19 protein-coding genes are annotated in these 14,241 nt (G+C 38.4%); 15 read left to right on the top strand and 4 right to left on the bottom strand.

Translation table 11 applies throughout. From position 1 onward, the window contains the following. The 3 genes from ABGX27_09245 to pseC form a co-directional block, all read right to left on the bottom strand. Positions 1-510 (bottom strand): transposase (locus ABGX27_09245; GenBank protein ID MEO2069674.1); only part of this gene is annotated, 510 nt, incomplete at its 3' end. Further along, the gene (tnpA, locus tag ABGX27_09240) at positions 511-933 is read right to left on the bottom strand and encodes an IS200/IS605 family transposase (protein MEO2069673.1); all 423 of its coding nucleotides are present in this window, start codon (positions 931-933) and stop codon (positions 511-513) included. 174 nt (positions 934-1,107) lie between these two features. After that, positions 1,108-2,247 carry a UDP-4-amino-4,6-dideoxy-N-acetyl-beta-L-altrosamine transaminase gene (gene pseC, locus ABGX27_09235; protein ID MEO2069672.1) on the bottom strand — a complete coding sequence of 380 codons (1,140 nt, stop codon included), beginning with the start codon at positions 2,245-2,247 and terminating at the stop codon, positions 1,108-1,110. A gap of 128 nt (positions 2,248-2,375) precedes the next feature. Between pseC and ABGX27_09230 the strand changes: the two genes are divergently transcribed. Genes ABGX27_09230 through ABGX27_09195 form a run of 8 tightly spaced genes read left to right on the top strand, consistent with a single transcriptional unit; the run spans position 2,376 to position 9,126 of the window. Then, on the top strand, positions 2,376-2,651 hold the full coding sequence (locus tag ABGX27_09230) for a rod-binding protein (GenBank protein ID MEO2069671.1): 276 nt from the start codon (positions 2,376-2,378) through the stop codon (positions 2,649-2,651). A gap of 5 nt (positions 2,652-2,656) precedes the next feature. After that, positions 2,657-3,745 (top strand): FliM/FliN family flagellar motor switch protein, encoded by a 1,089-nt coding sequence (locus ABGX27_09225; protein ID MEO2069670.1) that lies wholly within the window; start codon positions 2,657-2,659, stop codon positions 3,743-3,745. After that, a complete protein-coding gene (gene flgC, locus ABGX27_09220; GenBank protein ID MEO2069669.1) occupies positions 3,732-4,142 on the top strand; it encodes a flagellar basal body rod protein FlgC in 411 nt (136 codons plus the stop codon). The genes ABGX27_09225 and flgC overlap by 14 nt, the downstream gene beginning before the upstream one ends. Positions 4,143-4,157: 15 nt before the next feature. Next, the gene (locus ABGX27_09215; protein ID MEO2069668.1) at positions 4,158-4,454 is read left to right on the top strand and encodes a flagellar hook-basal body complex protein FliE; all 297 of its coding nucleotides are present in this window, start codon (positions 4,158-4,160) and stop codon (positions 4,452-4,454) included. 4 nt (positions 4,455-4,458) lie between these two features. After that, a complete protein-coding gene (fliF, locus tag ABGX27_09210) occupies positions 4,459-6,219 on the top strand; it encodes a flagellar basal-body MS-ring/collar protein FliF (GenBank protein MEO2069667.1) in 1,761 nt (586 codons plus the stop codon). Next, entirely contained in the window at positions 6,204-7,355 is a 1,152-nt protein-coding gene (locus ABGX27_09205; protein MEO2069666.1) for an HD-GYP domain-containing protein, read from the top strand. The genes fliF and ABGX27_09205 overlap by 16 nt, the downstream gene beginning before the upstream one ends. Continuing rightward, on the top strand, positions 7,352-8,335 hold the full coding sequence (locus ABGX27_09200; GenBank protein ID MEO2069665.1) for a FliG C-terminal domain-containing protein: 984 nt from the start codon (positions 7,352-7,354) through the stop codon (positions 8,333-8,335). Before ABGX27_09205 ends, ABGX27_09200 begins: the two co-directional genes overlap by 4 nt. Next, complete coding sequence (locus ABGX27_09195; GenBank protein MEO2069664.1) at positions 8,335-9,126, top strand: flagellar biosynthetic protein FliR; 792 nt, start codon at positions 8,335-8,337, stop codon at positions 9,124-9,126. Before ABGX27_09200 ends, ABGX27_09195 begins: the two co-directional genes overlap by 1 nt. Positions 9,127-9,238: 112 nt before the next feature. On the opposite strand, the gene ABGX27_09190 is transcribed toward ABGX27_09195, so the two are convergent. After that, on the bottom strand, positions 9,239-9,709 hold the full coding sequence (locus tag ABGX27_09190; protein MEO2069663.1) for a hypothetical protein: 471 nt from the start codon (positions 9,707-9,709) through the stop codon (positions 9,239-9,241). Positions 9,710-10,102: 393 nt separating this feature from the next. On the opposite strand from ABGX27_09190, the gene ABGX27_09185 reads away from it, so the two are divergent. From ABGX27_09185 to ABGX27_09155, 7 genes are all read left to right on the top strand, one after another. Continuing rightward, complete coding sequence (locus ABGX27_09185; GenBank protein ID MEO2069662.1) at positions 10,103-10,924, top strand: tyrosine-type recombinase/integrase; 822 nt, start codon at positions 10,103-10,105, stop codon at positions 10,922-10,924. A gap of 310 nt (positions 10,925-11,234) precedes the next feature. Beyond that, positions 11,235-11,567, top strand: a complete 333-nt coding sequence (locus tag ABGX27_09180; protein MEO2069661.1) for a helix-turn-helix domain-containing protein — start codon at positions 11,235-11,237, stop codon at positions 11,565-11,567. 183 nt (positions 11,568-11,750) lie between these two features. Further along, positions 11,751-12,764, top strand: coding sequence for a ParM/StbA family protein (locus tag ABGX27_09175; protein ID MEO2069660.1), 1,014 nt, complete (start codon positions 11,751-11,753; stop codon positions 12,762-12,764). Further along, positions 12,736-13,125 carry a hypothetical protein gene (locus tag ABGX27_09170; protein MEO2069659.1) on the top strand — a complete coding sequence of 130 codons (390 nt, stop codon included), beginning with the start codon at positions 12,736-12,738 and terminating at the stop codon, positions 13,123-13,125. Before ABGX27_09175 ends, ABGX27_09170 begins: the two co-directional genes overlap by 29 nt. A 58-nt stretch (positions 13,126-13,183) precedes the next feature. Next, on the top strand, positions 13,184-13,438 hold the full coding sequence (gene fliN / locus ABGX27_09165; protein ID MEO2069658.1) for a flagellar motor switch protein FliN: 255 nt from the start codon (positions 13,184-13,186) through the stop codon (positions 13,436-13,438). Then, positions 13,431-13,694, top strand: coding sequence for a hypothetical protein (locus ABGX27_09160; protein MEO2069657.1), 264 nt, complete (start codon positions 13,431-13,433; stop codon positions 13,692-13,694). The genes fliN and ABGX27_09160 overlap by 8 nt, the downstream gene beginning before the upstream one ends. Beyond that, the coding region (locus ABGX27_09155; GenBank protein MEO2069656.1) for a flagellar hook basal-body protein at positions 13,691-14,241 on the top strand (551 nt) is incomplete at its 3' end. The genes ABGX27_09160 and ABGX27_09155, both read left to right, overlap by 4 nt.

Below are 14,241 nucleotides of genomic sequence, written 5' to 3'. Positions count from 1 at the left end.
TTTCGGAAGTGGCTCTGCCTCCCTGTCAACAAGAACGTTAAGGTAGAACTTACGCGATGGGAGTTTGGTTATTGAAACACTTTTAATTTTCCCTTCTATCTCCCTGTGCTTTTTGAACTTTATCGGTGTTTTGAGTTTCGATATTTTGATTTTGTTTCCCTCTATGCGGAAGTGTTGGAATATTGATACGCTGTTTACCCTCTTTTTGCTCTTGAACTTGGGAAATTTTGCAAGTCCTTTAAAGAAGCTCTTAAAAGCTCTATCAAGCCACTTCACCGCTTCTTGGAGTGATTGGCTGTTTGCTTCTTTGAGAAACGGAAATTCTTGCTTAAGTTTAGGAAGCAGTTTTTTGTACTCGTAGAAGTTCCACTTTTTGTTCTCTCTTTCGTAATTTTCTTTTGCTATTTCAAGGAGCTTGTTATAGACAAACCTGCAGTGTCCTATCTGACGGTTTAGAAACTCTACCTGTTCTTTCGTAGGATAGAGTCTGAATCTGTAAACATAGAGCATCTATTTCCTCTTCTGATTCTCTATATATTTGCCTATCACATCTTCAGAAATTGAACCTATTGTTTCTATATAGTAGGACGGATTCCACAAATGTCCTTTCCACAATTTCTTTTTAAGCTCTGGAAACTTTAAAAACAGTTTTCTTGCACTTATTCCCTTTACCATCTTTACTATGTATGAAGGAGCTATTTTCGGGTGTGCTGATACAAAGAGGTGAACGTGGTCTTGTTCTCCTACTTCCACCATCGCTACTTCAAAACCTTTTTCTACTCCTGTTTCTACTATTACTTTCTTGAGATAATCTTCCACTTCGGGAGTTAAGACTTTCCGCCTGTACTTGGTTGAAAAAACTATGTGGTAGTTGCAGTTATATACGCAGGTTCTCCCTCTTCTTATGTTGGGTTTCAAGTTCACTTTTCCCATACGCATAGTATACTACATTCACGAAGAATAACAAGCAATAACGCCTGTTTATCATTAACGCATAGTCAAAAACAACGGCTTACGCCGTGTGCTGTATCTTCCCAGGGGAGATACAGCACAAAATTTATCCTAAAGCTTAGAGTATAAAATTTTGACCCTCATTTCCTTTTTCCTTCAGAACTTTCTAAATGTTTCGTTTACAACATTTATAACATGATGTACTTCTTTCTCTGTCATCTTAGGGTAAATTGGTAGACTTATTTCTCTACTGTAAAACTCCTCTGCCAACGGACACTTTCCTTTCCTGTATCCAAGTCTTTGATAATAAGGGTGAAGGTAGACCGGTATGTAATGTACTTGAACTCCCAATTCCTTTTCTTTCAAGAGTCTAAATATATCCTCCCTCTTCCTTTTATCTTTTAATCTTATAGGATATAGATGGTAGGAATGATAAGCATATTCTTTCTCTACAGGAGTTTCAAAGTAAGGATTGTTCTTAAATGCTCTACTATAAATTTCAGCTATTTCTCTCCTTCTCTTTACAAACTTATCAAGTTTTCTCAGCTGAGAAATTCCAAGAGATGCCTGAATATCGGTCATGCGGTAGTTAAATCCCAAAAACTGCATCTCGTAATACCATTCACCGTCAGGAATAGTTGTAAAAAGCCTGCTATCTTTTGTTATTCCGTGATTTCTAAACATAAGAAGCTTTTCGTATACATCTTCTCTATTCGTTAAAACAGCTCCTCCTTCACCCGTTGTTATGTGTTTAACGGGATGAAAACTGAAGACTGTAACATCTGAGTATTTACAACTTCCTATTTTTGTGCCTTTATACTTTGCTCCTAAAGCATGGCAAGCATCCTCAACTACAGCAAGTCCGTACTTGTCGGCTATTTTTTTCACCTTTTCCATATCGCAAGGGTGTCCGGCATAGTGAACGACAGATATAAGTTTGGTTTTTTCGGTAACTTTGTCTTCTAAAAATTCTGAAGCTATGTTTCCTGTGTCTTCTTCTACATCGCAAAACACAGGCTTTGCCCCAAGAAACAAGCCAGCATTTGCAGTAGCTACAAAAGTAAGCGGTGAAGTTATAAATTCATCTCCTTCCTTTAAACCGAGGGAAAAGTAGGCTGCATGAAGGGCAGAAGTTCCCGAGTTAAATACGACTGCATACTTTGCCCCACAAATGACGGCAAGTTTTTCTTCAAACTCCCTAATTTTGGGTCCTTGGGTTATAAAGTCCGATTTTAAGACTTCAACAACAGCTTGTATATCTTCTTCATCTATCCAGTGTTTGCCGTAGGGAATCACGCTAGAGCTACCTCTCTCTTATCTCTTACAAAAGTTTGTCTGATTAGGTCCAATCTTTTATAATATCGACAGATGCCTGAGATGGTTTAGCTTTACATAGGGAACATACAGACTGAAAGGAGAAAGGGATGAGCTCCATCTTTTCTATCTCTGAGGTTAAGACGATTCTTGATGCTAAGAGCCCGGAAAAACAAATCAGGAAGGCGGCAACAGAGTTTGAAGCGATTTTCATACAAAAGATTTTAGCAGAACTCTCCTCTACAGAGGAGAACCCATTCTTTTCTTCTCAAACCCGTTTTTGGGAGAATCTATTTTTTGTTCAGCTCGGAGAAGAAATCGCCGAAGCTGGAGGTATAGGACTTAAAAAGTTTATCGTAGAAGCCTTTAAAAGGAATTCGGGCTAAAGGAAATGGAAAGAAAAAACAGCGGTAACGGTAAGTTCTTAAACGGTAATACTCTAAGGGAAGTTCTATCGGACGAAGAACTCTTAGCACTTCTTGATGAAGTTCCGGCCGTAAAAAGAAAGGAAGAAAAGGGGAGAGCACCATCTACAAAAGAAGACATTACAGTTTCAGAAGGCGAAACAAGCAATATCTCAAAGGGATTAGACAAAATTCCCTCTTCTGTGATTTCAGACTACAGATTTGTAAATACCTATGTCCTTTCTCTAATCAGCGAGTTTACATCTTCCGTTTCTTCTTTAGTCAATACTACCTTAGAGTTAGACTTAGTGAACTTATCAAAAAAAGACGTTTTTTCTAGGCAAGACCTCCTTCTTTTAAAAGGTGAAATCTCCTTTGTTAACATTGCTAAAGCTTCATATCCCGTATTTCTACTATTTCCGAAAGACCTTTTTCCTCTTTTGGTGGATTCTCTTTTAAGCAATTCCAAACTCTCAAAGTATCCACATGAACTTGTCGGAAAGCTAATAAATTCTGCTGTTGACTGGGACATAGTTAAATTTTTCTGGAATCATCTATTTTCAGTCTTAGAAGAGGTAACAACAAGAGAGTTTGCAAAGGTAAAAGCAATAATTACAGGATACGAAAACAACTCGGCCGAAGTAGTTGCTTACTCCCTAAAGCATTCTCTTTTTTGGGCAGATATAAATTTTAAACTACACATATGGAAGTTTCCAGTTTCCTTAGCTATAGACTACGACTTTTTGGAGATTTGCGACCTTTTGTATCAAGGAATCTTGAAAGAAAGAGTCAAAGGTTGGAAAGAGATTTTAAGAGAAAAAGTTATGAATTCTTCCGTAGAAGTTGAAGCAAGAATTTTCTATCCTTTCACTTTGAGAAAGCTGCTATCTCTTAAGAAAGGAGACGTTTTAAGCTTTTCACCCGAAGACGTAAGTTTAGTTATAAACGGAGAACCAAAGTTTAGAACAAAGCTTGGAACTGTGGAAAACAATCTGCTGGCTGTTACCATAGCAAACGATGAAAAACAGGAAGGCGAAAAACAGCTTAAAGAGGTGGGTAGTCATGAGTCTGCTTAAAACTATAAGCGTTGCCGTTTCTGGCATGGTAGCTCAAAGACTCAGAATAGGAGTAATAGCAAGCAACTTAGCCAACGTGGACTCTACTTCTACTCCTGAAGGGGGCTACTACAAAAGGAGAGATGTCCATTTTAAGGCTGTCCTTTTAGATGCACAAAATCAAGTATACGGTGTCATAGTAGATGAAGTTGTTAAAGACAAAAGCCCCCCAATTATAAAGTATGAGCCCGGAAATCCAGATGCTAACAAAGATGGCTATGTGAAATATCCAAACATAGACCCGGCAGAAGAGATGACAAACTTAATAGAAGCCAGTAGAATGTATCAGGCCAACGTTAATGTTGCAAATAACGCTAAAAACCTAATTAATATTACCCTGGACATACTTAAAACTTAACGATAGAGGGAAAAAATGGAAGTAAAAGGGATAAAGTTAAAGCTCTTAAATGGTCAAGAATTAAGAAATGGTAAAGCCTCAGACAAAAGCTATAAGAGTTTTGCTGAAACTTTGAAGGATGAGGTTGAGAAGTTAAATCAAGTAGTTAAAAAGGCTGAGTTCAAGGCTGTAGAGATTGCAAGCGGTAAAAACGATGACATTCTAGGGGCAGTAGTTGCCGCAACTGAAGCTGAGCTTGCCGTCAAAGCTGCAGTCCAGATTAGAAACAAAATCTTGCAAACATACCAAACTTTCGTACACATGCAGGTCTAATTAAATGGACGTAAAAGGTGTTAGGGAAAAACTGAGCACCTTAGATAAGGAAAAAGTACGCTCTTTTTTTGAAAGGCATAAGCACATAGTCTTAGGCGGAATCGCTAGTTTTTTTGTTTTCGTGGCTCTTCTTTTCTATGTTTTTTTCCCCGGTACAAGCAAAGAAAATTTTGCTCCGCTTTTTACAAACCTAAACCCTTCCGCAGTAGAGGAGGTTGTCAAAGAACTCTCAAAGGAAGGAATAAGCTTTAAGGTATCTTCAGACGGGAAATCAGTTTACGTTCCCAAAGAATTTGTTTACTCTACACGAATCTTACTTGCATCTAAGGGAATTCCTTCAAGCGGCAGAATTGATTTCGGGCTCTTTAAAGAGCCTAAGTTTGGAATGAGCAAATATCAAATGAAGATTCTGTATCAACAAGCTATAGCAAATGAAATTGCTAAAAGTATAGAGAGTTTAGCTCCGGTAAAATCTGCAAAGGTGATAGTTTCTTTTCCTGAAGACACAGCCTTTCTTTCAGATGAAGAACCGAGAGCTTCTGTTGTTCTGGAACTTTATCCCGGGGAGAAGCTAACTGAAGAACAGGTAAGGGGAATAATCAATCTTTTGGTTAAGTCTATAAGGAACTTAAAACCCGAAAACGTATCCATTGTAGATCAGTTCGGAAACGACCTTGCAGAAGAAGTTCTCAAAACGTCTTCTTCCGATGAGGTAGAAGAAAAGTTCAGGATAAAGAAGAAGATTGAAAGGGAAATAGAAACAAAAATTCTGGCGCTCCTTGCAAAGGTTTACGGTACTTCTCGGGTTTCTGTTAAAGCCAACATTGACCTTGATTTTACTCAAGAAGAGGTTGAAGAACATTTCTACGATCCGGACAAAAGTGCCATTGTGAGTGAAAAAAGAGAAAAAGAAATTGCAATGTCCTCTCCTCCGTTAGGAGGAATTCCGGGGACGACCTCTAATCTTCCTCCTCCTGTTGGAAGGGATTTTGAAGTAATTGGAGAGCTGGGAAGTAAAAAGGGAAAAGTAGAGAAAAAGAAATCTATCGTAAACTACAATACGGGAGAAATAAGAAGGAAGAAAATCCTTAACTCTCCAGTAATAAAACGGCTCACCATATCTGTACTAGTAAGCGGTAAGTACATTGAAAAAGATGGTAAGCTTGAATACTTACCAATAACAGAAGAAGAGCTCCAAGAAATAGAAAGAGCCGTAAAAACCGCCGTCGGATATAATCCGAAAAGAGGAGACGTTGTAACAGTTGCTTCTTTACCATTTGAAAGCGTAGCGGAAAAGGTGGAAATCAACCTTTCTAAGCAAATTGCCCTACCAGCTCCTGTTAAAAGCCTCTCTAAAAGGTTTGGAATTCCGAAATGGGCAATTATCGCCGCTTTTGGAGCCTTTATAATCCTCTTAATCGTTCTTATAGTTGCACTCTTTATTTTAAAAAGAAGAAAAGAAAGAGCCCTCGCTACGAAATCCATAGAAGAACTCTTAACTACCGGGGTTCCCGAAAAACCAGTACAATCAGCTGAAGAAGGTATAGAAACTTTCTTAGAGAAAGTAGATCTTGAAAAAGCTCCACTTACTTTATCAGAGCTTGCTAAACTCGTTCCAGGGCTTAAAATAGAAGAGTTAAAGTATGAACCTGAAAGTGTTAAAGTAGACAAAGCTTTACAGGCCATATTAAAACATATAGAATCCAAAATTAAGGAAGACCCCAAGAGAGCGGCCGAGATTATTAGGAGATGGTTAAACAGCTAAATGCAAAAGAAAACTTACTAAGAAGAGCTTTTGAAGAGAGCTACAGGATTAAGAAAGAAAACCCTTGGTTCAAATCACTTTCTCTTCTTCTTAAAGCTCTTTCTATCAGAGATACCTATACAGAGGGACATTCTAATAGAGTGGCCTTATACTCTCTACTCATAGCTCAAGCACTTGGAATTACAGGAGAAGAGCTTAGCAGAATTTATATAGGCGCATTCTTGCATGACATAGGCAAAATAGGTATACCCGATGCTATTTTGTTAAAACCGACAGCACTAACACCTGTAGAAAGAGAGCTGGTTAAAAAGCATCCTATCTTAGGATTTGAACTCTTAAAAGAAAAAAAAAGAAAAATTCCGCGCATTCTAGACATTATTCTTAAACACCACGAAAGGATAGACGGAAAAGGTTACCCTTACGGAATGAACTACAGAGAAATTCCCGTTTACGTTAACATTGTAAGCATTGCCGATGTCTTTGACGCCATCACCACAGAGAGACCCTACAGAGGAGCGCTTTCTTTAGAAGCTGCTCTGAATATCATAGAAAACGACAAGGGTAAAGCATTCTATCCGGAAGTTACTGATGTCGCTACAAAAATTCTAGAAACCGTAGGGGTCTTGGACATTGGAAAAGATTCTTCACTTACAGAAGACCTAGAAAAGTTTAGAAAAGAAGCATTCTTTCGGGACCTTATTACTGGACTTCCGGTTTTTTCCCGCTGGAAAGAAATACTATTTTTCCTTCCCAAAAAGAGCTTATATTACACAGCCTTTGACGTAAAAGGACTTCTTTTTGTTAACCTTACGAGAGGTTGGGAAGAAGGAGACAGAGTCCTCAGCGAAATAGGTAGCGAAATAAGGAAAAGAAAAATAGGCAACTTCTGTAGACTATCGGGAGGTACTTTTTTGGGAATTCTCCACGATAAAAAAGTTCCCTTATTCCATGAAATGCTTCTTACTCTTAGTAGCAGGCTAAAAGTTACAATTGACAGTGCTATTCTAAACTCATCTGAGGTAAAATATACTTCTGTTGAAGAACTGGTTGCTATCCTCGTGAAAAGGCTTAAGGAGAAAAAAAGCCTTAAAACGAAAGGAGGAATTGAAAAGCTATTAAGGAAAAGTAGGTCATGACAAACTCAGAAAAAGCAGCTATTCTTCTTTTATCTTTGGAAGAAGAAGTTGCTTTCAAAGTAATGGAACATCTTGAAGAAAGCGAAATTCAGAAGCTTGCCTTCTTAATGATGAAGATAAAGGCTGTTCCTCCCAGGCTTATAATGAAAGCGGCTGTAGATTTCCTTAAACTATACAACAGACCTTTTGCAAAAACTCCGAGCAAGAAATTCTTACAGAAAGTCCTTGAACTTGCTTCAAGGAACGATGAAAGCATAAGAAGAATTGTTGAGAAGACCTTAGCTTTACAGGATGCCAAAAAAAAGCTCTCGGTTGCCAACATAATAGACTCTACCTTACTTGTAGAAAACTTTAAAGACGAGCATCCTCAACTTTTTGCTTTTATCGTTTCTATTCTTTCGAACAAAAAAGCAGTAGAAATTCTTTCTGAACTACCAGACGAACAAAAAGTCAATATACTGTTGAGAATAGCAGAAATGGAAAAGATATCCCCAGAAGTTATAAACGTTACCAGCGATTCCTTAGTTGACAACATGAAACTGATAGAAATAGCTGCTTCCGAAAAGGTAGGAGGAATAGAAAGGACAGCAGAAATACTCAGGTCTTTTGGAAGTGAGCTGTGGAAACTTTTTGAAATGATAAGGGAAAAAGCTCCGGAAATGGCCCAGCGGTTGGAAAACATTCTGTTTCCCTTTGAATCTCTACTTTATGCAAACGATAGAGGTATCCAAAACCTTATTATTGCTGTGGACAGACAAACTCTTTTGGCCGCTCTTTACGGTTCTGATGAATCCATAAGAGAAAAGTTTTTGAGCAACATGCCACAAGCTATGAGAACAGCCTTTGAGGAAGACTTAAGTATTTCAGAATTCTCACCGCCAGATGTTGAAAAGGCGAAAGAGGAGATTGTAGAGAAAGCCAAACAGCTTCTAAAGGAAGGGAAACTCGTGATTAACATTGCAAGCACCGAAGGAAGTTGATGGACTTTGGTTTTGTCTTTCAGTATAAGAGCTTCGTTCTAACCTACATTTTAGTCTTGATAAGAACTGCAAGCATATTGTCTTTCGTTCCTGTCATAAATCATCCTGCCCTACCTATAGCTGTCAGGGTAACTCTTAATCTTTTTTTGGCCTTAATGCTTACACTACTATTAACAGCCAAAGGAATCATTTTTGATACAAAGGTTTTTGAATCACCTCTGGAGCTTTTCTTGGGAATTTTAAATGATGTATTCTTCGGATTCGCAGTAACCTTGTGGATAAGGCTCTTCTTCACCGCCACCGTTTTTGCCGGTGACATAATAGGAACGGTGGGAGGTTTTGCAATGGCACACATATTTGATCCAACGGCAGGCCAATCAGTAATAATCGGTAGATTCTTTCTTATAGCGATGCTGATGCTATTTGTAACAGGTGGCTTCCTTGATGCCATGATACAGGCACTTTATTTAAGTTTTTTAAAATATCCGCCCCTTCACTGTCAAATAGAAAGTTCTTTTTTATGGATGCTCGTAAAAAAGTTTAACCAATCCTTTTCCTTAGGCATTCAGATAGCTTCTCCCATAGTACTCATAGTTCTCCTTTTCAACATATCCTTGGCCTTAGTTGCAAGAGTTATGCCCCAAATGAACGTGTTCTTTGTTGCAATTCCAGTTCAAATTTCTATAGTGCTACTCTTTTTGGCCTTAATTTCTCCTTACATAATGGACATAATATACGACACTTTAAGAGAAGAAATTTCAGAGATTTTTATCTTTCTTAGTTCGGGGTAACTTCTTCCTTCCAGTGAACTACTTCGCCTGTCATGGACCTAGCTTCTGGTAGGGAATTATCTCCCCATCCAGAAGACCCGTCCGTAAGGGCGGAGTAGTTCACACCTCAACGTTATCCCTCTTCCCCATTAAGTTTTACCTGGAGCTCCTTAACCAGCTCTTCAACCTCTTGTCGTTCTACCTCTGGAAGCTTTTCGGCCAGCTTCAAGAGTTTCTCAATCCTTCTGGTAAGCTCTAAACGCTCTTGTTTATCTTTTAGTTCTTCTATCTTTTCCAGGAGTTGCTGGTTCTCTTTCTTTAGATCTTCTCTTTCCTTACGGAGCTCCTCTAGTTCTTTTTCAAGGGTTCTGGCCAGTTTCTCAGCCGTTTGTAGCCTCTCCCAGTAAAGACTCTTGTCCCTTTCACACTCAAGGAGCTCCCTATATAACTTCTCGTATCTATCTAAAGGCACCCCTTCATACGTAATTCTCTGACCAACGGTTTCACCTCTGCCGAGCAGCTCTTCTATGAAATACGCAAAAAATCTTAAAAGGTCCTCCTCGTTTTCTATCTTGATAGCCTTGCCTACTTCAGCCTCCTCCACAACGTTCAGTTGGAACTTTTCAGGCAGAAGTTTTTTAGCATCGTTATACGGCTTATACTGTTTTACTCCATATTTGCCAAGTTTTGCTAAAACAGAAAGAGGAATTACACATTTCATCGCTGTCCTCCTTGCGGTTTTCTTGTTCAAATTTTATTTTCACATGAAAATATTATCAATAATTTATTGGATTTCAAGGAACAACTCATAAAACTTTTTTGTATAAATTCTATACGCACAAAAGGAATTAGATTGACACACACTTAAAGAAGTCATAAAATTCTACATAGATAAGATAACTTATCTATGTAGATGACGAGAGAAAATACTTGGAGCACAACGACTCTTTTTTAGCCCGTCGTTTTTCTATAAAATGCGAAGTAAGGAATAGGAAAAATGACTTTCCAGAAAGCTATATCAAAATGGGAGACTTACGCACTACATAAACTATCCCCCAGAACTTTCCAGATTTACCGCCGTCGCCTAAAAGAGCTCCTTTCTACTATTGGGGACAGGGAGCTCCCTCTTTCAAAGCCTGAAATTGCCCACGCAATAGGAAATATCATTTCAAGCTCTGTTAGGGAACAGACGATAGCAGCTTATCAGTCCTTGAGAAAGTTTCTCAGAGACTTTTCCGAGATAGAACTTCCAGAAGTCCCAGACTTTATAAAGCCGAGAACCAGAAAGGAGCTTCCAAAACCTGTCTCCGAAGAAGTATTCTGGAAAATGCTAAGAATTGCAAAAGAAAGAGCTAAGGAAGGTTTTTCTTGGAAGCTAGCGGCAGTAATCTTAATGGGACTGGCAGGATTAAGGGCAAGTGAAGCTTTGTCGGTCAATCAGTTTAATCTTGAAAAAGACAGAGAGGGAGTTATTTGGATAAGAGTTAGAGGAAAAGGGCGAAAAGAGAGACGTATTCCTATGCCGAGAAATCAATACACTGAATGGCTTTGGGAAAATAGGCAAAATGTCCTACCTTTAGGGATACACTATCAAACACTCTATCAGACCATTCAGTCTATTGGGAAAAAGGCTGGAGACCTGAACGTTACTCCTCATCGGCTAAGGCATACCTATGGAACAATGTTGTCTCGTAGAGGGATACCTATCCAGATTATTCAGGAGCTTATGGGACATACGAGTCCAGTTACTACAATGGGTTACATAAAGGTGGCAGACAAAGAAAAAGTAATGGCCGTTGATAAAATAGAAAAAGGGTGAAGCTACATTAGGTATCAGTTATTAGTAATTATGTTTTGATAATCAGTTATCGGTTGTTGATGTTCGGAATCAGTTATCAGGAACTGAGTTACTGTTCTTGATGGAAGCAAAAATTGCCTTCTTCTTGATTGATTGTTTTCCTCAAATAGTACTTTCAAATTAGCAAGGCTTTGGTGGTTACTACAGTGTTTTAGGATAAGTTTTGCGCTAATTCTCTCCTTTTCAAAGAAGAGATACAGCGCACGGCGCAAGCCGTTGTTTTGAATGAGAGTTAAGCTTAACTTTACCGTTAAAGGGTAGGAAACAAGCAATGCTCTACGTTTACAGATTCAGACTCTATCCATTGAGGGAGCAGGTAGAGTTTCTAAATCGCCAGATAGGACATTGCAGGTTTGTTTATAACAAGCTCCTTGAAATAGCAAAGGAGGATTACGAAAGAGAAGGTAAGAAATGGAATTACTATGAATACAAAAAACTACTTCCTAAACTCAAGCAAGAGTTTCTGTTTCTCAAAGAAGCGAATATCCAATCACTCCAAAAAGCAGTGAAGTGGCTTGATAGAGCTTTTAATTATTCAGTTATCAGTTGTTGTGTTTTGTGTATTTGTTATCAGTTATTGCTAAAATCTTTAAGAAGGTGTTAGGAAGGTGGTAAAGTAAAGCTGTAAAATTATTGTGTTTTTTAGCCTTCTAGGAATTTTGACTAAAGAAAGGAAGTTGAAATTTCAGAATGATTGAATACCTTTAACCTATAACTAATAACTGATGACTTATAACTGATATAATGCCTGACTCGTGTTATACTTATAACTGATCGGGGGATGGTGATGGAGGACTGGAAGAAAGTAGAGCTCCTTGCTACAGATACTGGTTACTCTTATTTGAAAGGAGCTTGGAAAGAAGAAGGTAAGTTAAGACTTGTTCGTATTCCTTCTGCTGTTGCTCAGTTTGAGGATAACACAAGTGGCCTTGAGGGAGCTCTTACGCCGGACATTTACTACAAAGGTAACTATTATCTTGCTGGAGAAAAAGCAAAAAACTTTGAAACAAGATTGATAGATACTTATCAGGAAGATTTTTCTGTGGTTTATACGCCTGTCTTAATATATGAACTGATGAGGGAAAACAGGATACTTCCCGAGAAAGTTTGTGTTTCTATAGCTCTGTCGGAATTTGACAAAGAAATCATCGTTTTTGACCCTGAGGGGAAAATTAAGAGGGGAAAAAAGAAGAAACTCATAAGGGACTATGTATCGTCTTTTGAAATAAATGGAGAGAGGTTTCGTTTTGAGGTTTTGGTGTTTCCTCAGGGAGTAGGAATTTGGCTTGATGTTGGGACTCCGGAAAATGCCGTGATAGTGGACATTGGAGATAGGACGGTAGACCTTGTTTTTGTTAGGGGAGGTCAGATAGTGGGAGCAGGTTACACGACAGGTTTTCAAAATGAAGGGACTATGAAGATGGCCGATACCTTGGCAAGAGAAGTGAAGAAGTTAACGAAGAAGCCTGTAGACCTTAAGAAAGCTAAGATGTGGCTTGAAGAAGACAAAGTTGTGTATGGTGGAAAGGAAATAGATTTGAAACCCATAAAGGAAAGAATAGCCCTTCACTACATGAGAGAGATAATCACTAAGTTAAACTCTAAGCCGGAAATAAAGGACTTTATAGATACTTACGGTAAAGTGATTTTTGCCGGCGGTGGTGCAAGGTTCGTGCCTGAAGAAATAAAGGAATATTTCGGGATTGAAATTCCTAAAGAACCGGAGTTTTCAAACGTTCGTGGATTTTTAAAGGCTTTGGAGGAAAAGGGAGATGCTGAAACTGAAACCAAAAATGCTTAGAGGAGTGTCCTTTTCGGTGGAGAGTGAGGATAAGGAAATCAGTTTGGATTCTCTCTTTCCGAGAGGCTTTAAAACAAGGCTTATAGAAAGGCTTTTTGAAGTGTTGTCAGAACAGATAAAAACCGATGATCCTGAAAAGTTCGTAAGAGCCCTTTTCTATTTTGTCTACGGTGACAATATTCCAAAATATGCCAGTGAAAAAGAGTCTGACATAGTTGAGTTTCTAAGGTGGAGCTTAAAAGCTTCTGCTGTAGAAGGGAGTTTTCAGAGAGAAAAAGCTGATAAAACTTTTCGTTCTGCAAAAAGGAAGGTCAGTTTTTCCGACATCCTTCCTTTAGCTTACAGGGGAGATGAGGAGTAGTTGCTGGAAAAAAGGAGAAGAGGTAAACTTTCCTGAAACAAAATTGGTGGTAAGTTAGATGGAGAAGGATAGGCTCGCCCTTTTAGAAGATATTCCCGTTACTATTTCTGTGGTTCTTGGTAAACGTAAGATGCTCCTTAAAGAGGTTTTGGAGCTTGAACAGAACCAGATTATTACTCTCAACAAGTATGTAGATGAACCGGTGGATATTTATGTGAATGATAGATTCTTTGGCTATGGGGAAATTGTAGTTGAGAACAACAAGGTAGGCATTAGGATTTTGTCAATTGTTGATGAGGAAAGTAATGACTGATTTGTATATTAGAAGCATACTTGCCTTCCTTGTTCTAATTTTATTGTTAATCTTTTTGCTTAAGTTCCTTGAAAGAAGAAGGATTTTTCTGAAAGGCATAGAAGGAGTAAAGATTGTTCCTATTACCAGTGAGGACAGGTTAATAGTGTTTTCTTATGAAGGAACAAGGTTTATAATTTTTTCATCTTCCACTTCTACAATCTTACTTGATAAGAAACCTGTAGAAGGGCAAGGCAATGTAGGGGAGAAAAGATGAGCATTACTGCGCAGTTGCTTTTTGTGGCCGCCTCCGGTGCAAAAGCAATGGAAAGAAAGCTTGAGTCTGTTAGTAACAATATAGCGAATGCAGATACTACAGGGTATAAGAGAGAAGGGGTAAAGTTTTCTACTATTTACGTTCCTTTGACACAGCATCCTCCTTCTAAGCCGAAAGACCCTCATCCTGTAGGTTATATTCCTACTTATAACCTTACTCTCAATTATGCTGGTACTGTTAATAATGTAATTTATCTTGAACAGGGCCCTGTCAGGGAGACAGGAAATAAACTTGACTTTGCTATAGAAGGGAAAGGTTTTTTCGTTGTTGAAGATGAGAATGGAAAAAGGTTTATAACTAGGGATGGTAGTTTTAAGGTTGATGGAGAGGGTTTCCTGAGAACAAATTCGGGTTTTTACGTTATTGGGGCTACGGGGAACAGAATAAGGGTTACTTCTTCTAATATTTATGTTTCTGAGAATGGAAAGATTTTTTCTAACGGTAATGAAATTGACAAGTTCCTTGTAGTGGAACAACCTGTCGGAAA

It is taken from the genome of Desulfurobacteriaceae bacterium (assembly GCA_039832905.1).
Taxonomy (GTDB): domain Bacteria; phylum Aquificota; class Aquificia; order Desulfurobacteriales; family Desulfurobacteriaceae; genus Desulfurobacterium.
The sequence above is the reverse complement of the archived record's forward strand: the minus strand, read 5'-3'. Positions and strand labels throughout refer to the sequence as shown.